This is a genomic window from Stenotrophomonas sp. SY1 (assembly GCF_021202945.1).
In the GTDB taxonomy this organism is placed as follows: domain Bacteria; phylum Pseudomonadota; class Gammaproteobacteria; order Xanthomonadales; family Xanthomonadaceae; genus Stenotrophomonas.
Map to the genome: position 1 here is coordinate 1492814 of NZ_JAJOYR010000001.1, position 24341 is coordinate 1517154.

The 24341-nt window shown below is 65.7% G+C and carries 25 protein-coding genes; 9 read left to right on the plus strand and 16 right to left on the minus strand.

Going from position 1 to position 24341, the window contains the following annotated elements:
* Positions 1–45 precede the first annotated feature (45 nt).
* The 3 genes from LR961_RS06085 to LR961_RS06095 all read right to left on the minus strand — a co-directional run bounded on the left by LR961_RS06085 (position 46) and on the right by LR961_RS06095 (position 3588).
* Positions 46–1296, minus strand: a complete 1251-nt coding sequence (locus LR961_RS06085) for an alkaline phosphatase family protein (RefSeq protein ID WP_232147524.1) — start codon at positions 1294–1296, stop codon at positions 46–48.
* Positions 1297–1612: 316 nt separating this feature from the next.
* Entirely contained in the window at positions 1613–2122 is a 510-nt protein-coding gene (locus LR961_RS06090; RefSeq protein ID WP_232147525.1) for a methylated-DNA--[protein]-cysteine S-methyltransferase, read from the minus strand.
* Between the two features lie 2 nt (positions 2123–2124).
* Positions 2125–3588, minus strand: a complete 1464-nt coding sequence (locus LR961_RS06095; RefSeq protein WP_232147526.1) for a DNA-3-methyladenine glycosylase 2 — start codon at positions 3586–3588, stop codon at positions 2125–2127.
* A 161-nt stretch (positions 3589–3749) separates the two neighbouring features.
* Here LR961_RS06095 and LR961_RS06100 point away from each other — a divergent pair, with 161 nt between their 5' ends.
* The 3 genes from LR961_RS06100 (at position 3750) to ubiM (ending at position 6874) form a co-directional block, all read left to right on the plus strand.
* The gene (locus LR961_RS06100; RefSeq protein WP_232147527.1) at positions 3750–4892 is read left to right on the plus strand and encodes a hypothetical protein; all 1143 of its coding nucleotides are present in this window, start codon (positions 3750–3752) and stop codon (positions 4890–4892) included.
* A 103-nt stretch (positions 4893–4995) separates the two neighbouring features.
* Positions 4996–5496, plus strand: a complete 501-nt coding sequence (locus LR961_RS06105) for a DUF4019 domain-containing protein (protein WP_232149232.1) — start codon at positions 4996–4998, stop codon at positions 5494–5496.
* Positions 5497–5695: 199 nt separating this feature from the next.
* Positions 5696–6874, plus strand: a complete 1179-nt coding sequence (gene ubiM, locus LR961_RS06110; RefSeq protein ID WP_232147528.1) for a 5-demethoxyubiquinol-8 5-hydroxylase UbiM — start codon at positions 5696–5698, stop codon at positions 6872–6874.
* A gap of 145 nt (positions 6875–7019) precedes the next feature.
* Here ubiM and LR961_RS06115 read toward each other — a convergent pair whose 3' ends face one another.
* On the minus strand, positions 7020–7244 hold the full coding sequence (locus tag LR961_RS06115; protein ID WP_232147529.1) for an RNA-binding S4 domain-containing protein: 225 nt from the start codon (positions 7242–7244) through the stop codon (positions 7020–7022).
* A 184-nt stretch (positions 7245–7428) separates the two neighbouring features.
* Between LR961_RS06115 and LR961_RS06120 the strand changes: the two genes are divergently transcribed.
* From LR961_RS06120 to LR961_RS06135, 4 genes are all read left to right on the plus strand, one after another.
* Positions 7429–9384 carry a DEAD/DEAH box helicase gene (locus LR961_RS06120; protein WP_232147530.1) on the plus strand — a complete coding sequence of 652 codons (1956 nt, stop codon included), beginning with the start codon at positions 7429–7431 and terminating at the stop codon, positions 9382–9384.
* A gap of 396 nt (positions 9385–9780) precedes the next feature.
* Positions 9781–11454, plus strand: a complete 1674-nt coding sequence (locus LR961_RS06125) for a diguanylate cyclase (RefSeq protein ID WP_232147531.1) — start codon at positions 9781–9783, stop codon at positions 11452–11454.
* A gap of 46 nt (positions 11455–11500) precedes the next feature.
* Positions 11501–12223: a pseudouridine synthase gene (locus tag LR961_RS06130; RefSeq protein ID WP_232147532.1), complete on the plus strand. Its 723-nt coding sequence runs from the start codon at positions 11501–11503 to the stop codon at positions 12221–12223.
* A 92-nt stretch (positions 12224–12315) separates the two neighbouring features.
* Positions 12316–13380: a diguanylate cyclase gene (locus LR961_RS06135; RefSeq protein ID WP_232147533.1), complete on the plus strand. Its 1065-nt coding sequence runs from the start codon at positions 12316–12318 to the stop codon at positions 13378–13380.
* 69 nt (positions 13381–13449) lie between these two features.
* Here the strand turns inward: LR961_RS06135 and LR961_RS06140 are convergent, their stop codons facing one another.
* The 3 genes from LR961_RS06140 to LR961_RS06150 form a co-directional block, all read right to left on the minus strand.
* Positions 13450–14385, minus strand: coding sequence for a DMT family transporter (locus LR961_RS06140; RefSeq protein WP_232147534.1), 936 nt, complete (start codon positions 14383–14385; stop codon positions 13450–13452).
* Between the two features lie 47 nt (positions 14386–14432).
* The gene (locus tag LR961_RS06145; RefSeq protein ID WP_232147535.1) at positions 14433–15260 is read right to left on the minus strand and encodes a DUF72 domain-containing protein; all 828 of its coding nucleotides are present in this window, start codon (positions 15258–15260) and stop codon (positions 14433–14435) included.
* 226 nt (positions 15261–15486) lie between these two features.
* Entirely contained in the window at positions 15487–15921 is a 435-nt protein-coding gene (locus LR961_RS06150) for a VOC family protein (RefSeq protein WP_232147536.1), read from the minus strand.
* A gap of 145 nt (positions 15922–16066) precedes the next feature.
* Between LR961_RS06150 and LR961_RS06155 the strand changes: the two genes are divergently transcribed.
* Positions 16067–17611, plus strand: coding sequence for a serine hydrolase (locus tag LR961_RS06155; protein WP_232149233.1), 1545 nt, complete (start codon positions 16067–16069; stop codon positions 17609–17611).
* A 325-nt stretch (positions 17612–17936) separates the two neighbouring features.
* Entirely contained in the window at positions 17937–19769 is a 1833-nt protein-coding gene (locus LR961_RS06160) for an ABC transporter ATP-binding protein (RefSeq protein ID WP_232147537.1), read from the plus strand.
* 138 nt (positions 19770–19907) lie between these two features.
* On the opposite strand, the gene LR961_RS06165 is transcribed toward LR961_RS06160, so the two are convergent.
* From LR961_RS06165 to LR961_RS06205, 9 genes are all read right to left on the minus strand, one after another.
* Complete coding sequence (locus LR961_RS06165) at positions 19908–20420, minus strand: DUF1993 domain-containing protein (protein WP_232147538.1); 513 nt, start codon at positions 20418–20420, stop codon at positions 19908–19910.
* 168 nt (positions 20421–20588) lie between these two features.
* Positions 20589–21020, minus strand: coding sequence for a DUF1801 domain-containing protein (locus LR961_RS06170; protein ID WP_232147539.1), 432 nt, complete (start codon positions 21018–21020; stop codon positions 20589–20591).
* Between the two features lie 74 nt (positions 21021–21094).
* On the minus strand, positions 21095–21364 hold the full coding sequence (locus LR961_RS06175; RefSeq protein ID WP_232147540.1) for a hypothetical protein: 270 nt from the start codon (positions 21362–21364) through the stop codon (positions 21095–21097).
* 56 nt (positions 21365–21420) lie between these two features.
* Positions 21421–21759 (minus strand): tRNA-binding protein, encoded by a 339-nt coding sequence (locus LR961_RS06180; protein ID WP_232147541.1) that lies wholly within the window; start codon positions 21757–21759, stop codon positions 21421–21423.
* 68 nt (positions 21760–21827) lie between these two features.
* Positions 21828–22211: a hypothetical protein gene (locus LR961_RS06185; protein WP_232147542.1), complete on the minus strand. Its 384-nt coding sequence runs from the start codon at positions 22209–22211 to the stop codon at positions 21828–21830.
* Positions 22212–22269: 58 nt separating this feature from the next.
* Positions 22270–22692: a GNAT family N-acetyltransferase gene (locus LR961_RS06190; protein ID WP_232147543.1), complete on the minus strand. Its 423-nt coding sequence runs from the start codon at positions 22690–22692 to the stop codon at positions 22270–22272.
* A gap of 37 nt (positions 22693–22729) precedes the next feature.
* Positions 22730–23128 (minus strand): nuclear transport factor 2 family protein, encoded by a 399-nt coding sequence (locus tag LR961_RS06195; RefSeq protein WP_232147544.1) that lies wholly within the window; start codon positions 23126–23128, stop codon positions 22730–22732.
* 189 nt (positions 23129–23317) lie between these two features.
* Positions 23318–23749, minus strand: coding sequence for a PH domain-containing protein (locus tag LR961_RS06200; protein WP_232147545.1), 432 nt, complete (start codon positions 23747–23749; stop codon positions 23318–23320).
* A 226-nt stretch (positions 23750–23975) separates the two neighbouring features.
* Entirely contained in the window at positions 23976–24230 is a 255-nt protein-coding gene (locus tag LR961_RS06205) for a hypothetical protein (RefSeq protein WP_232147546.1), read from the minus strand.
* Between the last annotated feature and the right edge of the window lie 111 nt (positions 24231–24341).

A 24341-nucleotide genomic window follows, 5' to 3' on the forward strand; every position in this document is an offset into this window, starting at 1 on the left:
CGGCACGGGTTTATCTAACCTGCCCCCGCGGAGCATGGCTCCGCTCTACTTGGCGTTGGCGCGCAAGGCCGGTTGTAGGGTCTGCGGGTTGCCATCGTTCGGGCGCGGGGTTACCCCGAGCAGTTGGGTCAGCAGCGGGTAGACGTCGACGTTGTCGAACACCGGCAGCTGTTTGCCTTGCACGAACGACGGGCCGCGGGCCACAAACACCGCCTGCATCGATGGCAGCGCCGGGTCGTAGCCGTGCGAACCACGGTCGCCGGGCGGACGCTTGGCCAGGTTCGCGCGGCTGATCGCATCCCAACCTTCCTGCATCTGGCAGACGATGGCCGGCACGCGCGGGTTGCTGCCGTAGTGCCAGCGCGTTGGCAGGTTGGCCTTGTTCCAGCATTGGTAGTGCGCATGCTCGCCGAGCAGCGCTTTTTCTGCTTCGGCCTGCTTGCCGGGCAGGGGCGCAAAACCCACCGACTGACCGTACGAAACCACCTGCGCGATTTCCGGCGCCACCATGTCCTCGGTGGCGACGGCCTGGCCCTGCTTGACCGTGGCCATGCCGTGGTCGGAAACCACCACGATGTTGGTGCGGTCGAGCAGCCCGTCGCTGGCCAGCCCGTCGATCAACTGGCCGATGGCGGTATCAACTTCGCGCAGTGCCGCGGCGTATTCCGGTGAATCCGGGCCGTGTGCATGACCGGCCTGGTCCACGTGTTCCATGTAGGTGGCGACCAGGCGTGGCTGCACGCCATCGGGTGCGCCGTTCAACCACGAACGCACCAGCTGCACGCGCTCGCTCATCGGTGCGCCTTCCTGATACGGGCGCCACTGGCTGGCGTGGTGTCCCTGGATCGGCGCTTCGCTGCCGGGCCAGGACCAGGTGGCGCTCTTGTAACCGGCTTTTTCGACCGTCACCCAGATCGGTTCGCCGCCTTCCCACCAGGCCGCGTTGGTGACCGCGTGGCGGTCGCTGAGACGGAAATCGCCCAGGTTCTCGACACTCATCGCGTTGTGGATCAAACCGTGGTGATCTGGGCGCAGGCCGGTGACCAACGTGTAGTGATTGGGAAAGGTGAGCGAAGGATAGGACGGCCGCATGCCCGCCGCGCGCACGCCTTCGCGAGCCAGACGCAGCAGGTTCGGGCTGTTGCCACGGTCGAGCATGTCCGCGCGCAGGCCGTCGATGGACAGCAGCAGCACCGTCGGCGGTGCCGGCGGAGGGGTTTGTGGGGCGGGTGAGGAAGCGCAGGCGGCGAGCAGGGCAGTGGCCAGTGCTGCCGCAGGGAAGCGTAAGGAATTCATCGCGACATGATAAATCCGCCGCATGACGTGACGAATACGACTTTGGGTCCGCAGCCGTGCTGGGGCCGGTGGCTGGCTTTGCCGGAAGTTGTCGATCGGGTGGTTGCGGGGATGCTGAAGCAAGAAGCAGAAGCAACGGCACCCCTCCCCAGCCCTCCCCTGCGCCTGTGGCGCAAGGGAGGGGGGTGGTACGTGCAGGCTGTTGCTGGTTGCTGGTTGCTCTTGCTGTTGCCCCCTCCCTTGCGCCACAGGCGCAGGGGAGGGTTGGGGAGGGGTAAGGCACTGACTTCCGCGCTCAGTCACTCAATCCGAGAACTCAACCAAACAGATCCGCCTCCGGCTCCTCGTCCACCTGCACACCTTCCAGCTTCAACAGCGCGACCTTGGTCGGCAGGCCGCCGCCGAAGCCGGTGAGTGCACCGTTGTTGCCGATCACCCGATGGCAGGGCAGCACGATGGGCAGCGGATTGCGGCCGTTGGCCGCGCCAACGGCGCGCGTGGCGGTGGGCTTGCCGATGCGTTCGGCCAGCTCCTTGTAGCTCCAGGTCGCGCCGAACGGAATCTGCGCCAGCATCTGCCAGACATCGAGCTGGAAGTCGGTGCCGGCCGGCGCCAGGATCAGGTCGAAATGGCGGCGTTTGCCCTGCAGATACCCCAGCAGTTGTCGGCGCGGCTCGGCGACCGCGTCCGGATCGTGCTGCCAATGCTCGCGGCCCTTGGCGTCATGCCGGTTTTCGGCGAACAGGATATGGCGCACGCCGTTTTCATCGGCGGCGACGGTGAGCGGGCCAATGGGCGTGTCGAAGCGGTCGTAGTAGATGCTCATGGTCAGGACTCCTTGGGGGTCGCAGCGGCCAGATGCCACAGATGCAGTACGGCGTAGGCGCGCCACGGGCGCCATGCCTGCGAGCGGGCCTCGGTCTGTTTTTCGCTCAGGCGCTGGCCCTGGCCCAGCACCTGCTGCAATACCAGGTCGCCGGCAGGGAACGCGTCGGGCATGCCCATCGCACGCAGCGCCATGTAGTGCGCAGTCCATGGGCCGATGCCGGGCAGGGCAACGGCGCGTTGAACGAAATGCTCCAGGGTCTGCGCGCGGCTGAAATCCAGGCGGCCTTCGGCACAGGCGCGGGCCACCGCGCGCAGCGTCGCCGCACGGCTGCGCGGCAGGCCGATCGTTTCCAGCGGTGCTTCCATCAACACTTCTGGCGTCGGGAACTGGCGGTCCAGTCCTTCGGGCATGCCCGGCAGGTGCTGGCCGAAACTGTCGACCAGCCGTCGTGCCAGGGTGGTGGCCGCAGCCACGCTGACCTGCTGGCCGAGCACTGCGCGCGCGGCCACTTCAAAGCCGTCCCAGCCACCGGGAATGCGTAGGCCGGGGCGCTCGGCGATACCGCGCGCCAGCAACGGCTCCTGGGCCAGGCTGGCGTGGACCACCGACAGGTCCGCGTCCAGGTCGAACACGCGGCGTACGCGCGCGACGATGGCCGGGATGGCGCGCGGGTCGGTGGTGCCCAGTTGCAGGCGCAGTTCCAGGCGGCGCGGATCGGCGCTGACCCGGATCAGGCTGGCCGCACCATTGCTGACGATCACCCGCTGGTAGCTGTCCTCGGTGATCTGCTCGATCCCCGGCAGCGAGCGCTTGCGCAGGAACGCCAGCATCGCGCGGAAATCCAGTGGCGGCCGGTATGCCAGGCGCAGCACCGGCTCGCCGCCCTGCACCGTGCCGTGCTGCCGGCGCAGCGCACTGGGCGGCATGCCGCAGCCGGCCAAGAACGCACTGTTGAAACGGCGCAGGCTGTTGAAGCCGGCCGCCAGCGCCACCTGGGTAACCGGCAGGGCGGTTTCGGTCAGCAGCTGCTTGGCCAGCAGCAGCCGGCGCGTGGCATGCAGCTGGGCCGGGGTGGCCCCCAGCCGGGCCACGAACAGCCGCTGCAGCTGGCGCGCGCTCAGCCCCATCGCCTCGGCCAGCGCTGAAGCGGCCTGCTCCTGCAGGATGCCTTCGTTGAGCAGGGTCAGGGCGCGGTGCAGGGTGTGGTCCTGCAACAGGCTGGCGTCATCCGGGGACAGTTCCGGCCGGCAGCGCAGGCAGGGCCGGAAGCCGGCCGCGGTGGCCGCGGCGGCGCTGGGGAAGTAGCTGACATTGCGCGGGCGCGGCGGCGGCGCCGGGCACACCGGCCGGCAGTAGATGCCGGTGCTGCGCACGGCGGTGAAAAACAGCCCGTCAAAGCGCGCGTCGCGGGCCAGTCGCGCCTGTTCGCATTGCTCGTAGCTGGGGAGGGAAGGGTTGTGCATGGCGCCAGTCTAGGCCCGTCGGCGGCCCGGTACTGGCCAAATCCGGACATCAATGCTCATGGCGATCGGTTGTTTAGCAACGATTGCGGTGAACGTGGGCTTGGGCACTAGACTGTGGCCTTTCCGGCGCGTGCGCCGTTGTACGGATTTGATTGCTGCCCATGTTGCCCAGATTCTGGTGGTCGCCGCTGTTGTGTCTCGGGCTGTTGGCCTGCAATAAGGTCGAGCCCGGCAAGGCGCCTGCCACCGAAGCGGTCGTTGGCCCAGCCGCCGATGGCGACCACATGGTGTCGATCAACGTCGCTGACGCACCGCGGCCGACCCCGGCGACCGTGCCGGCCAAGGATCGCCCATGGGCGGATGTACAGCTGGAGAACGGCAAGGCCTGGATCAGCTGTGGCACCGACTACGCCGGCGAACACGGCGATGGCCTGGCGCTGGAATCGCTGGATCGTGACACCCTCAATGCCGCGCTGGAGCCCTGCACGGAGCGCGGCCTGATGCGCGTGCGCTACGTGGGCAAGATCAACCCGTCCTTCGCCGAGATGATGACGCGGCTGGCGATCGTGGCCGACACGAAGAAGATCGCTCGCCGCATCCTTGACCTGGACTCCAGCGGCGGCCAGGTGGAAGCGGCCATCGTGGCCGGCGACAGCATCGGTGAATCGGGCTGGACCATGTGGGTGCGCGAAGGCTCCATCTGCCACAGCGCCTGCGTGTTCGTGCTGGCGGCCGGCGACAACCGGCTGATCTCCGGCAAGGTCGGCATCCACCGCATGATGCGCATCAGCTCCACCGCCACTTCGCGCGCGGAGTTGAACAAGGAGCTGCACGAGGTCTACGACAACGTGAAGGACTACCTGCAACGCAATGGCGTGGCGGTGGGCGTGGCCGACCTGATGATGACCGTGCCCAACCGCAGCCTGCGCCTGCTGACCAGCGAGGAACTCAAGCAGTTCGGTCTGGACGGCACCAACGCCGTGCAGGACGACCTGGAGCGGATCAAGCAGATGCGCAAGTGCGGCGACGATTTCGTACGCCGCAAGGATGCCTTCCTGGTGGCCTTCGACCGCGAGTGCAAGGTGGAAGGGGTCGACCTGGAAACGGTGAACAGCTGCGGACAGGCCTTGAAGGAGCGCTTCGGTTTCCCGGATGAAGTCTGTCCGGACGAAAGCCCGCTGTCGGAAACCGACATCGCCCTGCTCACGCCGGAACCGGCCGCCACCCCGGCGCCGGAAGCTGCCGCAGCCACGGCTGCGCCGGCTGCGGTCGTACCGCCGGTCGTACCCGCCCAGCGCCACTGAGAGCGCTTGTGCTGCACGCGGCGCCGAATCGTGTTGGGATGGCGCCTCCTGATCCACAGCAAGTGCCAAGGAGAGAGCCATGCGTAGGTTGCCTGTATTGCTGATGTTGTCATTGGGCCTGTCCACCAGCGCGGTCCTCGCGCAAACGGCGCCGGCAGCAGCGCCGCCGGCTGCAACGCCGGGTGCGCGTGCGCCGGCAACCCCTGCCATCGCCCCGGCCCAGCAGGCGCAGCTGGCAAAGCAGGATGCGGACATGACCCGCGCGGCGCAGCAGGTGGCGCAGCTGGTGGATGCCCAGCAGGCCGGACAGGTCTGGGATGGCGCCTCGGCGGTCGCGCGCAAGGCGGTGACCCGCGAGGCCTTCGCCAATTCGGTCAACGGCGACCGCAGCAAGCTAGGCGCGCTGGTATCGCGTGGCAAGCCATCGATCACCCGCGTGCAGTACCCGGCCGGCGCCGCCGTGCCGGAGGGCATCTACCTCAACGTCAGCTTCCCGACCCGCTTTGCCAACAACGCCCAGCCGGTGCGCGAACTGGTGTCCTTCCGGCTGGATGAGGACAAGGTGTGGCGTGCATCCGGGTACAGCGTGCGCGCGGCCAACTGACAGCCCGACGGTAGAGCGGAGCCATGCTCCGCTGCGGCTGTGCCGATGAAGTCCCTGCCGAGCACATGGCTCGGCACTACCGTTCGCCGGGCTGCGCGGCGGTTTTTGTCCGGCCGGAACGCCTCGCGCCTGATCCAGATCAATGTTTCCTTACAACGCGTTGACTAGGCTTGAGCGCCATCGGCATCGCGGAGTGGACATGCACAAGGTGGACGTAGTGGTGGTGGGCGCAGGTCCGGCCGGATTGAGCCTGACCCGCAGCCTGGCAGGCAGCGGTCTGTCGATTGCGCTGGTGGAGCTGCAGTTGGCCAGCACCCTGGCCGAGCCGGCCTTCGACGGGCGCGAGATCGCGCTGACCCACGCCTCGCGCCAGATCATGCAGGCCATGGGCATGTGGCAGCGCATTGATCCTGCCGAAATCTCGCCGCTGCGCAGCGCCAAGGTGATGAACGGCAACTCGCCGTTCGCGCTGGGCTTTGCCGCCGAGCGCGAGAACGTGAGCGAGCTGGGCTGGCTGGTTCCCAATCACCTGATCCGCCGCGCCGCCTGGGAGGCGGTGCAGGGCCAGGCGGGGCTGGAGCTGTTGGACGGCGTTTCAGTCACCGCCATCGAAACCGGCGATGACGCCAACCTGATCACCCTGTCCGATGGCCGGCGTCTCGCCGCGCGGCTGGTGGTGTCGGCCGACAGCCGCTTCTCCAGCACCCGGCGGATGATGGGCATCGGTGCGCAGATGCGGGACTTCGGCAAGTCGATGATGGTTTGCCGCCTGCACTGCGAGCGCCCGCACCGGCACGAAGCCTGGGAGTGGTTCGGCTACGACCGCACCCTGGCGATGCTGCCGCTGCCAGGCAACCAGGCCTCGGCGGTGATCACCCTGCCGCCACAGCAGATGCAGGAACTGGTGGCAATGGACGATGCCCGCTTCGGGCAGACGACCACCGGTTTCTTTGAACGCCGGCTGGGTGCGATGGAGCCGGTGGGGACGCGCCACGTCTATCCGTTGGTGGGCGTGTACGCGCACCGCTTTGCCGGCCCGCGCTACGCGCTGGTGGGTGATGCAGCGGTGGGCATGCACCCGGTCACCGCGCACGGCTTCAACTTCGGTCTGCAGAGTCAGGAGCGGCTGGCGCGGCTGGTCAACGAGGTGGCCGAGCAGGGTGGCGATATCGGCAAGGCGTCGATGCTGGCCCGTTATGAGCGTGGCCACCGGCTGGCAACGCGCCCGTTGTACGAGGCCACCAATGCCATCGCCGCGCTGTACAACGACAACCGCCTGCCGGCACGGGTGCTGCGCGGCGCGGCGCTGAGGGCCGCCCATGGCGTGGCTCCATTCAGGAAGATGATTGCCGGGCACCTGACCCAGCGGATGGCGTGACCGCATTCACTGCTGGATCGGCGGGAGACGCGGGCCGGGGATGACTCCGGCCCGGGACGGTCAGCGTTAGCAGGTGGCAACAGGACCGATGCGCTTCCTGCTTGGCGGCTCGAACCGCTGCTGCGGAGCCGGCCGGGGCGCCGGCTTACTCGGCGGCTGCCAGGACGCGGATCTGCACCTCGCCCAGCACCACCTGTTGGCCGGCGCGGATCTTGCACGCCTTGCGCAGTTCGACCTCGCCGTCGACGGTCACATGGCCTTCACCGATGATCATCTTGGCCTCGCCGCCGCTGGAGACCAGGTCGGTCAGCTTGAGCAGCTGTTTCAGTTCCACGTACTCGCGGTCCAGTTCAAAATCGATGGTCTGCATGGGATTCACAGGAAAAATGCGGGCATTATTGTGCGCCAATGGCCGCCGGGAAGGGAGCCGGGCGGGCGCTCGTGTAGTCGCCAGCTGAACGGACATTCGCAGCCACGCGACAGCAAGGGGGTTCAGGGCGCACAATATGCGTCTTTTCGCCCGCCCGTTCGCGGCGGTGCCCCCGGAGTTCCCCATGTCCCAAGAATCCCCCGCGCCGCTGCTGTTCGCAGATCTCGGCCTCTCAGAGCCTGTGATGAAGGCGGTGGCCGACGTCGGTTACGAAACCCCGTCGCCCATTCAGGCTGCAACCATTCCGGCGATGCTGGAAGGCCGTGACGTGCTTGGCCAGGCGCAGACCGGTACCGGCAAGACCGGTGCCTTCGCGCTGCCGGTGCTGTCCAACATCGATCTTTCCGCCACCAAACCGCAGGTGCTGGTGCTGGCTCCGACCCGCGAACTGGCCATCCAGGTCGCCGAGGCGTTCCAGACCTACTCCGCCTCGATGCCGGGCTTCCGCGTGCTGCCGGTGTACGGCGGCCAGCCGTACGGCCAGCAGCTGTCGGCGCTGCGCCGTGGCGTTCACGTGGTGGTCGGTACCCCCGGCCGCGTGATCGATCACCTGGATCGCGGCACCCTGGACCTGTCCCAGCTCAAGACCCTGGTGCTGGACGAAGCCGACGAAATGCTGCGCATGGGCTTCATCGACGACGTCGAAGCCGTGCTCAAGAAGCTGCCGGAAACCCGTCAGGTTGCGCTGTTCTCGGCCACCATGCCGCAGCAGATCCGCCGCATCGCGCAGACCTACCTGCGTGACCCGGTGGAAGTGACCATCGCCTCCAAGACCACCACCTCGGCCAACATCCGCCAGCGTTACTGGTGGGTGAGCGGCATGCACAAGCTTGATGCGCTGACCCGCATCCTTGAAGTCGAGCCGTTCGACGCGATGATCATCTTCGCCCGGACCAAGGCCGGCACCGAGGAACTGGCCGGCAAGCTGCAGGCGCGTGGCATGGCGGCAGCCGCCATCAATGGCGACATGCAGCAGGCCCAGCGCGAGCGCACCATCGCCCAGCTCAAGGAAGGCAAGCTCGACATCCTGGTCGCCACCGACGTGGCTGCCCGTGGCCTGGACGTGGAGCGCATCAGCCACGTGCTGAACTACGACATCCCGTACGACACCGAAAGCTACGTGCACCGCATCGGCCGTACCGGCCGTGCCGGCCGCAGCGGCGAGGCGATCCTGTTCGTCACCCCGCGCGAGAAGGGCATGCTGCGCCAGATCGAGCGCGCTACCCGCCAGCCGATCGAAGAAATGCAGCTGCCGAGCGTGGATGCGGTCAACGACCACCGCGTCAACAAGTTCATGGAGCGCATCGGCCAGGCGCTCAACAGCGGCGACACCGATTTCTACCGCGATCTTGTGCAGCGTTACGAGAACGAGAACAACGTGCCGGCCGTGGATATTGCCGCCGCGTTGGCCAAGCTGCTGCAGGGTGATGCCCCGTTCCTGCTGAGCACGCAGCCGCGTGAGCGTCATGAATCGCGCGGTGACCGCCCGGAACGTTCGGAGCGTCCGCAGCGTGATGGCGGCTTCCCGCGCCATCGCGAGGACCGTGGTGATCGTGGTGATCGCCCGGCACGCTTCGAGCCGCGCTTCGAGCGTGGCCCGCGTCAGGACGATGGCGAGCGCGCACCGCGTCCGCCGCGTGGTGAAGGCGAGTTTGGTGAGCGTCCGCGTCGTGAAATGCCGCCGCGCAGCGCGCCGGAGTTCGGCATGGAGACCTACCGCATTGAAGTGGGCCACCAGCATGGCGTGAAGCCGGCCAACATCGTCGGCGCCATCGCCAACGAGGCGGGCCTGGAAAGCCGTTACATCGGCCGCATCGACATCCACGACGGACATTCGGTGCTGGACCTGCCGGCGGACATGCCCACCGATGTGCTGCAGCACCTGAAGAAGGTGTGGGTGTCCGGCCAGCAGTTGCAGATGCGCCGGCTTGAGCCGGGTGAAGACCAGGGCAGCAGCCCGGCAGCGCCTGCGTCCAAGCCGCGCTTCAGCAAGGGCGGCCCCAAGCCGGCCGGTCGTCCGGGTGGCCCGGGTGGCCCGCGTCGTGACGGCTTCAAGCCGCGCGGTCCGCGCAACTTCTGATCCCGCACCGGATCAGGCCTGAAAACAGCCCCGCATTGCGGGGCTGTTTTTCTTTGTACGGACAGGCGGCGAACGACCACGGTTTTTGTAGGAGCGGCCTCGGCCGCGAAGCTGGTAAAGCCAGCAGGCCCGGCAGAATCTGGAATTGCAGGCATTGCCCGGGCGAAGCGGATGTCAGCCTCGCGGCTGACGCCGCTCCTACAACAGCCCGGCACCGGCACACCTGCGTTGCACACCCTCCTTGCAGACACCGCTGTCACATCGCGGGGCTGTTTTATCTGCGTTGGCGGTCGATAACGAGAGAAGCGCAGCCGGTCCATGTCTGTTTTCACATGCGGTTGCGGGTGGGTTGTTGCGATAATTCACGGCAGAACGCCAGGGGGCGCGAGGGAAGTCATGGCAGAGGCTGGGGGGGCGGTGCTTGCGGGCAGCGGCAGATGGGCGGCGCGGATGGTGTTTGCGCTGTTGGCCATGCTGTGGTCCGGGCTGAGCGTCGCGAGCACACCCCGGGTCGATCAGGATTTCCTGCTGGTGGGCGCGGCCACCGACCAACAGGCACCGCTGCGTGCCTGTACGCCGCATGCGACCGCCCGGCTGTTGAACCGGGTTGAAGTGATGCCACCACAGGGCGGCTGGTCGGGAGCACCACAGGCACTGGACGTATTCAACGTGTTTGCCGGCGAAGTGATGATTTCGCATGGCGAGCGCGAAGTGTGCGGGCACATGCAGGACGCGCGTACACGTGATTCCCGCTTCCGTGCCGGCGTCGGCATGGTGGTGGTGCCCCAGAAAGGCAATCTGGACCCGATCCTGGTGGCCTGGGAGCCACCGTTGAAGCCGCGCTGGATTCCGACCATCCGCCTGGGCGCGCCCAGTCCGGTGCAGCAGATCGATACCGCCCGGCTGCTGGTGCGTACCGCCTGCGTGGCCATTGCGCTGGCGCTGGCGGTGTCGGCGTTGATGGGGTTCGTCACCACGCGCGGCCGGGACTTCCTGACCTACGTGCTGGTCTGCGCGCTGCTGGTGGTCTGGCAATCGGTGCTCAGCGGGCTCAGCGGTTATCCCGAACCCTGGCTGCCGGTGGGCCGCGATGCCCCGGTGCTGATGGTGAGCATCACCGCGCTCAGCTACGCGGTGATGACCTGGGTGATGTGGCGCCTGTGCGGTGGCCGTGAAGTGCTCAGTGGGTCGCGCCGCTGGATGATGTGGCTGGCGCTGGGCCTGTGTGCGGTGGCGATCCTGGCGCCGTGGTTGCCGTGGCATCTGCTGGCACTGACCGCCGTTGCGATGGACAACGTATTCGCGGTGGCCTGCGTGCTGGCCCTGGTGGCCGGGCTGGTGTCGCTGCGCCGTGGCGATTACCAGGTGCTCGATGGCATGGTCGCGGTGGTGCCGTTGCTGCTGCTGACCCTGGCCGACATCTTCGACAGCCGCCTGCTGGTGGAATACCGGGTTGAAGCGGTGCAGCTGTCGGTGACCTGGTTCCTGATGATGGCGGCCTATTCGCTCAACCGCAGCCTGGGCCACCTGCGCCAGCAGCGCGATGAAATGCGCCAGCTGGCCGATACCGACACACTCACTGGCCTGTCCAACCGGCGCGCCGGGCTGCGCCAGCTGGAGCAGTACCTGCAGCAGGCCAAGCTGGCCGGGCAGCCGCTGTCCATCGGCTTCCTGGACATCGACCTGTTCAAGCAGATCAACGATCGCTACGGTCACGACGTGGGCGATCAGGTCCTGGTGTCGGTGGCAAACACGCTGGAAGCGGGAGTGCGCAGCCGCAGCGACGTGATCCGCATGGGCGGCGAGGAGTTTCTGATCCTGCTGCCGGGCAGCAGTGCCGACGCGGCCCTGCCGCGCCTGGAACAGTTGCGCGAGCGCGTCACCGTGAACGCCAGCGGGCTGGAGCACGACGGCCTGCATGTCACCGCCAGCATCGGCCTGGCCGAACTGCAGCCCAGCGATACCGACATGGCGGCCCTGCTGCGTCGCGCAGACAACGCCATGTACCGGGCCAAGCGCAACGGACGCAATTGCGTGGTCGATGCGCGCGACGAGCTGGAAGTGGTCTGAACCACGCGCGCTGTTCCGGCTGTGGGCAATGGCGGATAATTCGCCGATGACGAATCGACTCAACAAACACATCGCCGAAACCGGCTTCTGCTCCCGCCGCGAGGCCGACCGGCTGATCGGCGCCCGCCGCGTCACCGTGAACGGCGTGGTGGCCGGTACCGGCGCGGTGGTCGGCGAGGGTGACGAAGTACGCGTGGATGGCCAGCCGCTGCGCGCACGCGCGGTGCAGAAGAGCACCGGCCGCAAGCATGTCTACATCGCACTGAACAAGCCGGTGGGCATCACCTGCACCACCGAAAGCGCGGTCAAGGACAACATCGTCGACTTCGTCGGCCATGAGCAGCGCATTTTCCCGATCGGCCGCCTGGACAAGGAATCCGAAGGCCTGATCCTGATGACCAGCAATGGCGACATCGTCAACCAGATCCTGCGCGCCGAGAACGGTCACCAGAAGGAGTACCTGGTGGCGGTGAACAAGCCGGTCACCGACGAATTCCTGCGTGGCATGGCACGTGGTGTGCGCATCCACAACCAGATGACGCTGCCGTGCCGCGCCAGCCGCATTGCCAAGTTCGGCTTCCGCATCATCCTGGAGCAGGGCTTGAACCGGCAGATCCGCCTGATGGCGGCCGAGTTCGGTTATCGGGTGACCCAGCTGCGCCGCGTGCGCATCGACAACATCAAGATCGGCGCACTCAAGCCCGGTCAATGGCGCAACCTCACCGAGCAGGAATTGCGCGGCCTGCTGCCACAGCAGCGCGAGTGGTGAAATGTGATGGCCTCACCGCGCGTTGCGCGTGGTGAGGCTAGACTCTTCCGCGTTCAAACGGTGCCCACCCCCGCCTGATCCGGAAACTGCACATGATCAAACCGCCGATGCCCGTCAACGAAAGCGAGCGCGTGGCTGCCCTGCAGCGCTACCGCATTCTCGACACGGACCGCGAGCAGGAGTTTGATGACCTGGTGACCATCGCCCGCACCCTGTGCGGTACCCGCATGGGGGCGGTGACGCTGATCGACCGGGACCGGCAATGGTTCAAGGCGCTGCAGGGGCTGGAGGGCGTGCAGACGCCCCGCGACGAAGCCTTCTGCGCCCACACCATCCTCAAGCCCAAAGAGCTGACCGTGGTGGAGGATGCGCGCCATGACCCGCGTTTCAGTGGCAATCCTTCAGTGCTGGGCGATCCACACATCCGCTTCTACGCCGGTGCGCCGCTGTTGAGCAGCGACGGCCATGCGCTGGGTTCGCTGTGCGTGTTCGACTCGACTCCCAGGGTGCTGGATGACCTGCGGGCCGAGGCGCTGCGCGCGCTGTCGCGGCAGGTCGGCAAGCTGCTGGAAATGCGTGTGCTGCGGCGCGAGATCGACCACCACCAGTCCGAACACGACTGGTACGAGGCGCGGCTGGCCGAGTATTACCAGCAGCTGGAACAGATGAACCTGGAACTGTCCGAGCAGACCCGTACCGATCCGCTGACCGGTTTGCCGAACCGACGCGCGTTGGCGGCGGCATTGTCCGAGGCGGTGGAGCGTGGTGGTGCGGTGATGCCGGCAGTGGCCATTGTCGATATCGATCACTTCAAGATGGTCAATGACATCCATGGCCACGGCGAGGGCGACCGCGTGCTCACCGAACTGGCAGCCGCGCTACGTGCACAGTTCGCCGGGCGTGGCATGGCCGCGCGCTTCGGCGGTGAGGAGTTCGTGATCCTGATGCCGGAGACACCGCTGGCGCAGGCGGAGCTGCAATGCCAGTACCTGCGCGAAACGGTGGCGATGCTGCCGGTGGGGTTGCCGGTCACGGTGAGCATCGGCCTGGCCGCGCACCGGCCCGGCGAAACCACGCAGCAGACCCTGCAGCGTGCCGACGCGGCGCTCTACCAGGCCAAGCACCAGGGTCGCGACCGGGTGGTGCTGTCGGGTTAGCCCCGGCCACCCCGGCGTGGCGGAGTGCCGTCAGCGGCGGTCAGCAGCGCGGGCGCGTCGCTGACGGGATCAGTGGCTGATGCGCGGGCCGTCGCCAGTGGCCGTATTGCCCGGGCGCACACGGTTGAGCAGCGGATGCAGGAACACGCCACCGATGATGATCGCCACGCCCAGGTAGAACTGGGTGGTCAGTTCGTGCTGTTCGCCCAGGAACAGCATCGCCAGCACGATCGCGTAGACCGGCTCCAGGTTGGTCACTAGCTGCACGGTGTAGGCGCTGAGGTGGTTCAGCGCGACCAGCGCCAAGGCGAACGGCAGCAGCGTGCACAGGCCGGACAGGGCCAGCAGCAACAAGCCGTCATGCAGGTTGGGCAGCACCCACAGATCGCTGGCCAGGGCCGGCAGCAACAGCGGTAGTGCCGGTGCCAGCAGGGTGAGCGTGAGCGTGCCGGCGCCCAGTTCCAGCGCGGTGACGGTCAGCGGGTCGGCATGGCTGACCAGCCGCTTGTTGAATGAACCGAACAAGGCCACCAGCAGCGCCGACGCTGCACCCACGGCCACGCCCAGACGCATGCCATCGGGTACGCCGCCAACCACCAGCGCCACGCCCGGCAGCACCACGATGCCCAATGCCAGTTCCTTGAGCTGGAACGGCCGGCGTGCGATCCACGGTTCGATGATGGAAGTGAACACCGGCGCCAGCGCGATGCAGGTGGCCGCCACCGAGGCGTTGGCCAGCTTCACCGCGCCATAGAAAGTGAGCCAATGCAGTGCCACCAGTGCGCCCACGCCGGCATAGCCGAGCACCAGCTTCAGGCTGAGCGTGGACAGGCCGCGCCAAACGCGCGGCAACAGTGCCAGCATCGCCACCACCAGCAACATGCGCCACCACACCAGCGGCAGGGCGGGCAGGGTGATGAGCTTGCCGAGGATGGCGGTGACGCCCCACAGCAGCACGCAGAAATGGATTTGAAGCAGGGCTTTGCGGGTTTCGGGCGTCGACATGGCGCGAATTGTCGCCGATATGAATACGTGTTGCCGCCCGCGTTGCTTCAGGTTTGTTCGAGCAGGCCGGACAGTTCGCGCGCGGCAGCCGGGTTGCGGTGTTTGGCGGCGCTGATGAAGTACAGATAGACCTCGCGGGGTGTCTGGGTGGCCGCGGCGGTCGATGCGTGCGGCAGGTCCTGCGGATCGTTGCCCTCGCGCCAGGTGCGCGCACGCGCCTTCCATTGCGTCAGTTCCGCAGAGGGATAACCGGTGAGGTGCTCATCGCGGCTGCGCATCAGGCGTGCATAGACGAAATCGCTGCACAGGTCGGCGGCGTTGGGGTACTCGGGTGAATCGGTGTAGCTCAGCGCCACGTTGTGCTGGCGGAGCAGGGCCACGGTTTCCGCGTCGAGAAAGGCCGGGTCGCGGATTTCCACGGCATGTCGCTGGCGGCGGCCGTTGACCTGCGCCGGCAGCAGGCCCAGGAAGCTGGCGACGTCATCGCGGTCCAGCGTGCGCCCGGCTTCGAACTGCCACAGCAGCGGCCCGAGCCGGTCGCCGAGGTGGCTGATGCCGTCGATGAAATCCTCGATCTGGCCACCGGTACCGGCCAGCCTGCGCGCGGTGACGATGCGCTTGGGCGCCTTGGCCGAGAACACGAAACCGTCCGGCGTGGCGTCACGCCAGCCGGCGTAGATGGCCGGCTTCTGGGTGCCGTAGTAGGTGCCGTTGATCTCGATGCTGGTCAGCTGGCGGCTGGCGAACTCCAGTTCACGACGCTGCACCAGCCCGACCGGATAGAACATGCCGCCGCGCCACGGCACATAGGTCCAGCCGCCGATGCCGATGTGGAAGCCTGAAGTGGTAGCGGTGCTGGCAAACAGGTCGTCCATGATCGTCGTCAGGATTGGGGCGGCCCTGGCCGCGAAGCCGACAATGTACTCGCCTCGGCACTGTTTGTAGGAGCGGCGTCAGCCGCGAAGCTGACCAGGCGGATGCCATCGTGATGCTTGAAATCGCGCGAACACCTGAACGGGTTTTCGGCTGCAACCGATAGGCCAGGATGGAGCAGCGCGCAGTTCTGGCGCCTCTCTGGGAAGGCCTGTTGCCCCGCCTGCATCAAGCAGTCGCGGTGTCCTTCCACGGGTCATAGGTGCCGAACCACCAGATGTGCCCTTCGATGTCGCGGCAGCCGTAGCCGCGTCCGCCGTACTCCTGGTCGGCGATGTCGATCAGGATTTCCGCGCCGGCAGCCTTGGCGCGGGCGTAATGCGCGTCGGCATCACTGATGATCACGCAGGCGCTCTGCGTCTCCATGCCGCCGACTTCGTCGGGCTGGATCATGTTGGTGCCCCAGGCGCTGGGCTGGACCGAGCTGAGCATCAACATGCCGTTGCCGAACACCAGCTGCGCGTGCTGGACGATATCGCCCTCCTGGTACACCGCCTGGCGCTGGAAGCCGAAGGCGTTGCACAGCCAGTCGATGGCGGCCGGGGCATCGCGGTAGCGCAGGCAGGGGATGACGGTGGCGGTGGTGTGGGCGGCGAGGTCCATGGCGGCCTCCGGGCAACGTTGGAAAAGCGAGCGTGGGCGCGCCCGCGTTACCATCGCGAGAAGGCCGCACCCGGGCATGGGGCGGCATCGAACCTGAGGGAGAGTGCATTTGAACAAGTGGTTTGGGGGCGGGCTGGTGCTCGCGATGGGCGTTGCGGCACCCGTGGCCAGCGCGCAGGAGACCGCCGTGCCGGCGGAGTTGCAGCAGCTTGACGCAACGGTCGAGCGCGTACGCCAGCAGTTCGACGTACCGGGTGTGGCCGTGGCCGTGGTCAAGGACGGCAAGGTGCTGCTGGAGCGCGGTTGGGGCGTGCGTGAATTGGGCAAGCCCGAACCGGTGCAGGCCGATACGCTGTTCGCCATCGCCTCCAATACCAAAGCGTTCACCGCTACCGCTCTGAATCTGCTGGCCGAGCAAGGCAAGCTGAAGATGGATGACCGGGTGATCGACCACCTGCCGTCATTCCGCATGTCCGACCCCTACGTCACTGGCGAGATGCGCATCCGCGACCTGCTCTCGCACCGCAGCGGCCTGAGCCTGGGTGCCGGCGACCTGCTGTTCTGGCCGACCACCACCTACAGCAACGCCGACGTGGTGGCGCGCCTGGCGCAGGTGCCGCTGAAGAACGGTTTCCGCGATCGTTATGCGTACGACAACATCCTGTATGCGGTGGCGCAGCAGGTGATCGAGAAGGTGTCCGGGCAGTCCTTCGCCGATTTCCTGCAGCAGCGCATCTTCGACAAGGTGGGCATGGGCGGCACGCGCTACAACGCCGATCACCTCAAGCCCGCTGACAAGGCCGCCGTTGGCCATGCCAAGTACGACTTCACCGACCTGCGCCCGGTGCCGCCGCTGACCTGGTCCAACAACGCCGGTGCCGGCGGCATCTACTCCAGTGTGCGTGACATGGCGCGCTGGATGAACGTGCAGCTGGCCGAGGGCAAGCTTGCTGACGGTACGCAGCTGTTCAGCGAGAAGACCCAGCAGCAGATGTGGCAGATGCAGATCCCGCAGGTGGTGCCCAAGCCGTCGGTGCCGGAGCTGGAAGCCGCGCGGCCGAACTTCGCCGGCTATGGTGAAGGCTGGAGCCTGAGCGACTACCGCGGGCAGAAGCTGGTGTGGCACACCGGTGGCTGGCCGGGCCAGGTGTCGCGGCTGACGCTGGTGCCGGGGCAGAACCTGGGCGTGGTGGTGCTGACCAACCAGGAATCCGGTGCCGCCTTCAATGCGATCACCCTGAGCGTGCTGGACGCGATGCTCGGTGCGCAGGGCAATGACTGGGTGGCCGCTTATGCCGCCAGCGTTGCCAAGGCACAGAGCAATGCCGACGAGGCTTGGGCCAAGCACCAGGCGGCACGCAGCGCGAAGTCCACGCCGTCGCTGCCGCTGTCCGGCTATGCAGGCACCTATCGCGACGCCTGGTACGGCGATGTGTTCGTTGAACACAAGGGCGGCAAGCTGCGCCTGCGCTTCGGCGCCACGGCCGACCTGGTCGGCACGATGGAGCATTGGCAGTACGACACCTTCATCGTGCGCTGGGACAACCGTTCGCTCAACGCCGATGCGTTCGTCAACTTCAGCCTGGACCCGGATGGCAAGGTGCGTGATGTGCGCATGCAGGCGGTGTCGTCGCTGACCGATTTCAGCTTCGATTTCCAGGACCTGTTGCTCAAGCCCAAGGCGGAGTGAAACACCGCTGTTTGTAGGAGCGGCGTAAGCCGTGAAGCCGGTGATGGTGAGAAGGGGGCATCATCGGCTGCTACAGATATTTGTCCAGGATTCTTTAGTTGGAATCACGAGCCCTTGTACGCTGCGGAACGTCAGCCTCGCGGCTTGCACAGCTCCTGCAGGTACAGAAATCCACAGACTGGGATGTCATCCCCCGCCTGGCGCTGCAGGGATTGTCAATGCAGGCGGTGAACTGAATCCCGGCGTGCAGCCCCGTTTGTAGACAGGCACAACACAGGCCGCGATGGGACAATCGCGGCCTGTTCTGTTTCTGCAGGCCGTTGCGATGCTTCGCTGGTTCGAGTCGTTGATTCCCGTGTTTCCACCGGTGGACGGGCGCACACCGCCGCGCGGTGTGGTGCGCTTCTATCTGTACTACCTCACGCCGGTATGGCCGGTGCTGCTGGCCACGCTGATTGCAGGCCTGCTGCTGGCGCTGGTGGAAGTGGCGATGTTCGACTTCCTCGGCCGCATCGTCGACATGCTGGCCGACAAGCCGGGGGCGGGTTTCTTCCAGCGCCATGCCAATGAGCTGCTGTGGATGGCGGCGATCACGCTGCTGGTGCGACCGGTGCTGGTGGCGCTGCACAACCTGCTGGTGAACCAGTCCATCGTGCCGGGCCTGAGCAACCGCTCGCGCTGGTTGATGCACAACTACGTGGTGCGGCAGAGCCTGACCTTCTTCCAGAACGACTTCGCCGGCAGCGTCGCCAACCGGGTGATGCAGACCGGTACCTCGTTGCGTGAGTCGGCGGTGCAGATGGTGGATTCGCTCTGGTACATCGTCGTCTACACCGGTACCGCGCTGTATCTGTTCGCGCAGGCCGACTGGCGGTTGATGCTGCCATTGGCGGTGTGGCTGGTGGCCTATGTCGGTATCGGCGTGTACTTCGTGCCGCGCATGAAGCACCGTGCATGGATTGCCTCCGATGCGCGCTCCAAGGCAATGGGACGCATCGTTGATGGCTATACCAACATCGCCACGCTCAAACTCTTCGCGCACAGCGGGCACGAGCAACGTTATGTGGCCGAGGCGATCCAGGAGCTGGCAGACAAACACCGCGCGCAGACCCGCATCACCACCAGTCTGGAAATGGTGATCGCTGTTCTCAATGGTTTCCTGATCGTCGGCACCTGCGGGCTGGCGTTGTGGCTGTGGAACGGCAGCCTGATCAGCGTGGGGGCGATCACGCTGGCCACTGGCCTGGTGATCCGCATACACAACATGTCCGGCTGGATCATGTGGACGATCAACGGCATCTTCGAGGACATCGGCACCGTGCAGGACGGCATGGAAACCATCGCGCAGCCGCTGACGGTGCAGGACCGCAGCGATGCCACACCACTGCAGGTGACGGCTGGCGCGGTTGACTTCCAGAACGTGCATTTCCACTACGGCAAGCGCGGCGGCGTGATGGCCGGGCTGAACCTGGCGGTGAAGCCTGGCGAGAAGATCGGCCTGGTTGGGCCATCAGGTGCAGGCAAGTCCACATTGGTCAACGTGCTGTTGCGGCTGTACGACCTGGAGAGCGGGCGCATCCTGATCGATGGCCAGGACATCGCGCATGTCACCCAGGAGAGCCTGCGTGCGCACATTGGCGTGGTGACGCAGGACACCTCGCTGCTGCACCGCTCGATCCGCGACAACCTGCTGTACGGCCGCCCGGATGCGACGGAGGCGCAGTTGCGCGCAGCAGTGGCCAAGGCACGTGCCGATGGCTTCATTGATGCATTGACTGATGGGCAGGGCCGGCAGGGTTACGACGCACATGTCGGCGAACGCGGGGTGAAGCTGTCCGGCGGCCAGCGTCAGCGAATCGCCATAGCCCGTGTGCTGCTCAAGGACGCACCTATCCTGATTCTGGATGAAGCGACATCTGCGTTGGATTCGGAAGTGGAAGCGGCGATCCAGGACAGCCTGGACGAACTGATGGGCGACAAGACAGTGATTGCGATTGCGCATCGCCTCTCCACCATTGCGCGGATGGACCGGTTGGTCGTGATGGATCAGGGGCGGATCGTGGAGACCGGCACGCATGCCGAACTGATTGCCGCAGGTGGCTTGTATGCACGGCTGTGGGCGCGGCAGACCGGTGGCTTCGTGGCGGTCGAAGGCTGACCTTGCCGGATGGGAAAAACCGGTGCGGCAATTCCGCACCGGTCTGTCTCTGATGGCAGCGGGCTGGATCACAACCGTGATCATTCAACGCCCAAGCCAGTGGACGCCGTTGCACGGCGTCCGGTATTGCACAAGGGCTCAGTAGCTGCCCATGTAATCGCGCTTGCCGATCTCAACGCCGTTGTGGCGCAGGATGGCGTAAACGGTGGTCACGTGGAAAAAGAACTGCGGCAAGCCGTACTGCAACAGGTAGACGTTGCCCTGCAGCTTCTTTTCCTTCGGGGTTCCGGCGCGCAGCACGATCTCGCGCGATTCGCTGCCATCGAACTGCTCCGGTGTGAACGCGCTTACATGGGCCAGCGCCTTGGCGATCAGTTCCTGCAGGTCGGTGAAGCCGGCATCGGCCTTGTCCGGCCACGACGGCACCTCGGCATTGGCCAGGCGCGAGCTGATGCCCTTGGCGAAATCAGCCGCGATCTGCACCTGACGCACCAGCGGGAACATGTCCGGGAACAGGCGTGCGCCGAGCAGCGCGTTCGGCTCGATGTTCTTCGCGGTGGCGTGGGCTTCGGCTTTGTTCAACACATCGGACAAGGCAGAGAGCATCTGCTTGAGAACGGGAACCGACGCGCTGTACATGGAAAGGGTCATGATGGAATTCCGTGTGAGTGGTGACCAGCGTGGCGGTTGCCACGCGAATGCTGAAACGTGGATAGCATAGGCGGTCTACGGTCGATGCGCCGCCGTTGAGACGCGCACGCCGCATCGCCGCGCGCGGCACCTGGGGCACGGCACGCGCAGATGCCGGGCAGGCTTGGTTCAATGCACTGCTTTTTTCACCAATGCCGCGATTTTCTTCTCGACGGCCGCTGTCAGGTTGACTACGGCAAACACCGTCGGCCACATGTCGCCATCATCCAGTGCGGCGCTGTCATTGAAGCCCAGCGTGGAATAGCGTGAGCCGAATTTGCTGGCGCCCTGGAAAAAAACCACCACCTTGCCGTCCGTGTTGGCATAGGCCGGCATGCCGTACCAGGTCTTGGGCGAAAGTGCAGGGGCGGTGGTGGTAATGATCTCGTGCAGCCGCTTGGCCATCTTGCCTTCGGCCGCTGGCATCTGTCCGATCTTGTCCATGATGTCGGCTTCGCCCTCAGCCTTGAGCTTGCCGGCCTTGGCTTCGGCTTTCAGCTCACGGGCGCGCTCTTTCATGGCGGCACGTTCTTCAGCGGTGAATCCGTCGGACTTGGCCATCGCGCTACCTGCACTCGCTGTTGGGAAGGCGGATTTATACCGCGGCGGCGGCCGTCACGTGTAAAGGCGTGCATTCAGCCGAACAGGCTGTTGAAGCCCCGGACGTGATACCAGACGGCACCGGCTATCACGGCAGCACACACCAGAACCGCCACGATCAGGCGTCGTGCTTCACGACGGCTGGCTTCAACCTGTGCTTGAGCCGCCGCGGCGATGCGCTGGTTGTGCTCGAAGGCCGCGGCAGCCTGCGCCATCGACTTCTCGTTCATCGCCACGATGTGCGCCATCAAACGGTTCTGCTCGATCAACAGATCGCGGACTTCACTCAGTACCTGGTCGTTCACCGGCTGTTTTCCTGGTTGTCGTTGTGATGAGGGAGCGAGCCTTGCGTGTCGGCGGATTACAGCAGTCGCGTGCCCAGCGGGACGTCGTGTTCGGGCATGCACAGGGTCACGTGGCCATCGCTGTTGTGGAAGCCGGTGACCAGGCATTCGGACATGATCGGGCCGATCTGCTTGGGCGGGAAGTTGACCACCGCCACCACCAGTTTCCCGAGCAGTTGCTCGGGCGTGTACAACGCGGTGATCTGCGCGCTGGACTTGCGCGTGCCCAGCTCCGGGCCGAAATCCACCAGCAGCTTGTACGCGGGCTTGCGTGCTTCAGCGAACGGCTCGGCGGCGATGACGCGGCCGACGCGCAGTTCCACCTTGGTGAAATCACTCCAGTCGATGGTTTGCATGTTGAATCCGTTGTACGAGGTTGCGAGGGGAATGCGTTGCTGCGGAGCGCGGGCCTGGCCTGGCCGCCTCAGTCATCGTAGGGAAGGTCATCCGGGTCCACGCCGGTGTAGTCCGGCGGCGGCAAGTCGCGCAAGCGATATGCCTGGACGTCGGTGGCCCCGGCCAGCAACGCCTTGATGATGCGATGCATGCCATCCATCACCCGGCCCTGTGGGCAGAGGATGACGGGGTAGGCGAGGTCGGCGTCGTTCACCAATTGCATGTGTGCGGCGATGGAACGGCAGGTGGGCCTATCGCCCTCGCTGTCGTACCAGTACGTTTCATCCAGCTCCCGGATGGCGGCCAGCGGCACGTGTTCGATGGGTAGTTCTGCGGTCAGCGCGATCAATCGATGCACGTCCCAGGCGCGCAGGCCGGCAGCGGAAGGGCGAAAGTGATATTGCTTGCGCATTGGGTTCTCCATCGGTGGAGCGCAGGCTGGGCGCCTTGATGCACGCAGGGCAGGTGAATCAGGGCGCCGGCTTCTTCAGCGCCATGCCGACACTGGCCGGTGCGGTAAGGGCGAAACCAAACTGCTGGTAGAGCCGGTACGCCTCGCCATCGGCCAGCAGACTGACGTAAGCCGACGGCGGCACTTCACGTTCGATGTAGGCGGAGATCTCGCGCATGACGGTCTTGCCCAGGCCGCGGCCCTGGTGCTCGGGGAGTACCGAGATGTCGACCACCTGGTAGAACGTGCCGCCATCACCGATCACGCGGCCCATCGCCACGGTCTCGCCCGCGCACAGTACCTGCACGGCGAACAGCGAGTTGGGCAGCCCCCGGCTCGCTGCCTCCAGCGTTTTCGGGCTCAGCCCGCTGGCCTGGCGCAGGTGCCGGTAGGTTTCGACCGTGGGGATGTCGTGGGTGATGGTGTACGTGGATTCAGTCATGGTCATTGGATGGAGCGGATGTGGATGGGTGCGTTGATCAGCCCGCAAGAGGCAGCGGCACATAGACCTCGTGCCACAGTGTGACCTTGCCGGCGTCATCGAAGCGCATCAGCAGCATTGCGCGGAAGCTTTCGACTCGACCATCGCTGTAGGCGATGCGGGCGCGCATGGAGAACACCACCGCCGCTGCGTCAACGATCGTGTGATCGACCTCGTAGGTGATGCCGTCCATGTCGGCTTTCATTCCGTTGAGGAACTCCAGGTAGTTCGCATGGTTGGCCTCGTAGTGGCGGCCATTGGGCTCGACGATGAAATGCTCGGCAAAGCATTCGCCTATCAGTGCCTCGGTGAGCGTGGAGTTCCTGTTGAGGTGCCGCCGGTTCCAGTCGAGCACGGCATGGGCCAGCTGAAGGTGGTGGTCGCGTTGGCTTGTCATGGGGTGCTCCGGGTGTTGGGTGTTGCCTGGCGCGGCCTCGTTACGGGACGACGCAGGGCTGCGTCGTCCCGGTTGCAACGGGCAATAACTACCCAGTCGGGCTGTAGGGCCTGACATTGCCGCAGGTGGGAACGTCAGGCCCTGCGCAGGGTGATCCGTCCTTCTGGATGAGGAGTTGCCCTTGTCCGGTTACGGCAACGGCGGTGGGTTGTTGGGCGTGGTCTGCCTGGTGTCGGCGACCGGCGCTGCGGCGCTGCCCAGCACAGCCTGGGCGATCAGGTTGTCCAGGCGGCGCACGTCCAACCCCTTGTTGAGGTTGACCTTGATGTGGCCAGCCTTGGTCCACAGCTCGATCTCGGAGTTGAAGTTGAACAGGCCGTGGCCGTTCTCCGAGGACCACATGTAGATCGACGAATACGGCAGCGAATAGATCTCCACCTTCTTGCCGGTGATGCCTTGCGCATCGCGCACGATCAACCGCTTGTTGGTGAACACGGCCGAGTCGCGGAACGTCTTGTAGGCGGCCACAGCGGTTTCGCCGGGAACCAGGATGTTGTTTACGTCCGGGGGGATCGGGCACTCCGACACCAGCGTCCAAGCCAGGATTGCATTGGTTTCCATCTTGAAGCCATCTCCATTTCAGGCAGGTGCATCGTTTGATGCGGTTTGGGGTAATGAGCGGGCTGCCATTCTTACCGGAATCGGGCGGCGAAGGGAGGGGGATGAGGGCAGTTTGATGCGCCCGCAGCGGGGCGACGACCGGCGTTGTGATCACCCGCCGCGTGCACGCGATTCCGGTTGCGTGAGCGGCCTTGCCGGCGGCATCACGCCCGCAACGATGCACGGCTCAAAGACGCGTGTGGATGCGGGTGGCGTTGAGCTGCGGGAAGCGATCGATGATCTGCACCGCTTCATCCCAGCGGACGTGGTTGTCTACCGGAAGAAACACGGCAGGCAGGTCCTTGAAACGGAATTCCACGCCGCTGTCGGGCGTGAGCTGACGCGTGATGAGAGTGGGCATGCGCCCATTGCGCAGGTGCCAGACCAGTTCATCGATCACGTCGTTCCAGGTTTCCTTCTCCAGATCATCGATCCATTCCATCAGTGCACGACGCCCGGTTGAACCGGGTCTGGAAAGCACCCCGGCTTGGAGAAGGTTGGGCGACGTCTGGCGGTATACCGATCCTGTGCCGAAGCCGCTCGATGGGTACTG

Excerpts from the sequence above, each read along its gene's own strand:
- LR961_RS06125 (WP_232147531.1), top strand. The coding sequence starts at position 9,781 with ATGGCAGAGGCTGGGGGGGCGGTGCTTGCGGGCAGCGGCAGATGGGCG.
- LR961_RS06200 (WP_232147545.1), bottom strand. The coding sequence starts at position 23,749 with ATGGAAACCAATGCAATCCTGGCTTGGACGCTGGTGTCGGAGTGCCCG.
- LR961_RS06160 (WP_232147537.1), top strand. The coding sequence starts at position 17,937 with ATGCTTCGCTGGTTCGAGTCGTTGATTCCCGTGTTTCCACCGGTGGAC.
- LR961_RS06120 (WP_232147530.1), top strand. The coding sequence starts at position 7,429 with ATGTCCCAAGAATCCCCCGCGCCGCTGCTGTTCGCAGATCTCGGCCTC.
- LR961_RS06130 (WP_232147532.1), top strand. The coding sequence starts at position 11,501 with ATGACGAATCGACTCAACAAACACATCGCCGAAACCGGCTTCTGCTCC.
- LR961_RS06095 (WP_232147526.1), bottom strand. The coding sequence starts at position 3,588 with ATGCACAACCCTTCCCTCCCCAGCTACGAGCAATGCGAACAGGCGCGA.
- LR961_RS06155 (WP_232149233.1), top strand. The coding sequence starts at position 16,067 with ATGGGCGTTGCGGCACCCGTGGCCAGCGCGCAGGAGACCGCCGTGCCG.
- LR961_RS06195 (WP_232147544.1), bottom strand. The coding sequence starts at position 23,128 with ATGACAAGCCAACGCGACCACCACCTTCAGCTGGCCCATGCCGTGCTC.
- LR961_RS06105 (WP_232149232.1), top strand. The coding sequence starts at position 4,996 with ATGTTGTCATTGGGCCTGTCCACCAGCGCGGTCCTCGCGCAAACGGCG.
- LR961_RS06090 (WP_232147525.1), bottom strand. The coding sequence starts at position 2,122 with ATGAGCATCTACTACGACCGCTTCGACACGCCCATTGGCCCGCTCACC.
- LR961_RS06100 (WP_232147527.1), top strand. The coding sequence starts at position 3,750 with ATGTTGCCCAGATTCTGGTGGTCGCCGCTGTTGTGTCTCGGGCTGTTG.
- LR961_RS06165 (WP_232147538.1), bottom strand. The coding sequence starts at position 20,420 with ATGACCCTTTCCATGTACAGCGCGTCGGTTCCCGTTCTCAAGCAGATG.
- LR961_RS06170 (WP_232147539.1), bottom strand. The coding sequence starts at position 21,020 with ATGGCCAAGTCCGACGGATTCACCGCTGAAGAACGTGCCGCCATGAAA.
- LR961_RS06190 (WP_232147543.1), bottom strand. The coding sequence starts at position 22,692 with ATGACTGAATCCACGTACACCATCACCCACGACATCCCCACGGTCGAA.
- LR961_RS06185 (WP_232147542.1), bottom strand. The coding sequence starts at position 22,211 with ATGCGCAAGCAATATCACTTTCGCCCTTCCGCTGCCGGCCTGCGCGCC.
- LR961_RS06180 (WP_232147541.1), bottom strand. The coding sequence starts at position 21,759 with ATGCAAACCATCGACTGGAGTGATTTCACCAAGGTGGAACTGCGCGTC.
- LR961_RS06140 (WP_232147534.1), bottom strand. The coding sequence starts at position 14,385 with ATGTCGACGCCCGAAACCCGCAAAGCCCTGCTTCAAATCCATTTCTGC.
- LR961_RS06115 (WP_232147529.1), bottom strand. The coding sequence starts at position 7,244 with ATGCAGACCATCGATTTTGAACTGGACCGCGAGTACGTGGAACTGAAA.
- ubiM (WP_232147528.1), top strand. The coding sequence starts at position 5,696 with ATGCACAAGGTGGACGTAGTGGTGGTGGGCGCAGGTCCGGCCGGATTG.
- LR961_RS06085 (WP_232147524.1), bottom strand. The coding sequence starts at position 1,296 with ATGAATTCCTTACGCTTCCCTGCGGCAGCACTGGCCACTGCCCTGCTC.
- LR961_RS06135 (WP_232147533.1), top strand. The coding sequence starts at position 12,316 with ATGATCAAACCGCCGATGCCCGTCAACGAAAGCGAGCGCGTGGCTGCC.
- LR961_RS06145 (WP_232147535.1), bottom strand. The coding sequence starts at position 15,260 with ATGGACGACCTGTTTGCCAGCACCGCTACCACTTCAGGCTTCCACATC.
- LR961_RS06150 (WP_232147536.1), bottom strand. The coding sequence starts at position 15,921 with ATGGACCTCGCCGCCCACACCACCGCCACCGTCATCCCCTGCCTGCGC.
- LR961_RS06205 (WP_232147546.1), bottom strand. The coding sequence starts at position 24,230 with ATGGAATGGATCGATGATCTGGAGAAGGAAACCTGGAACGACGTGATC.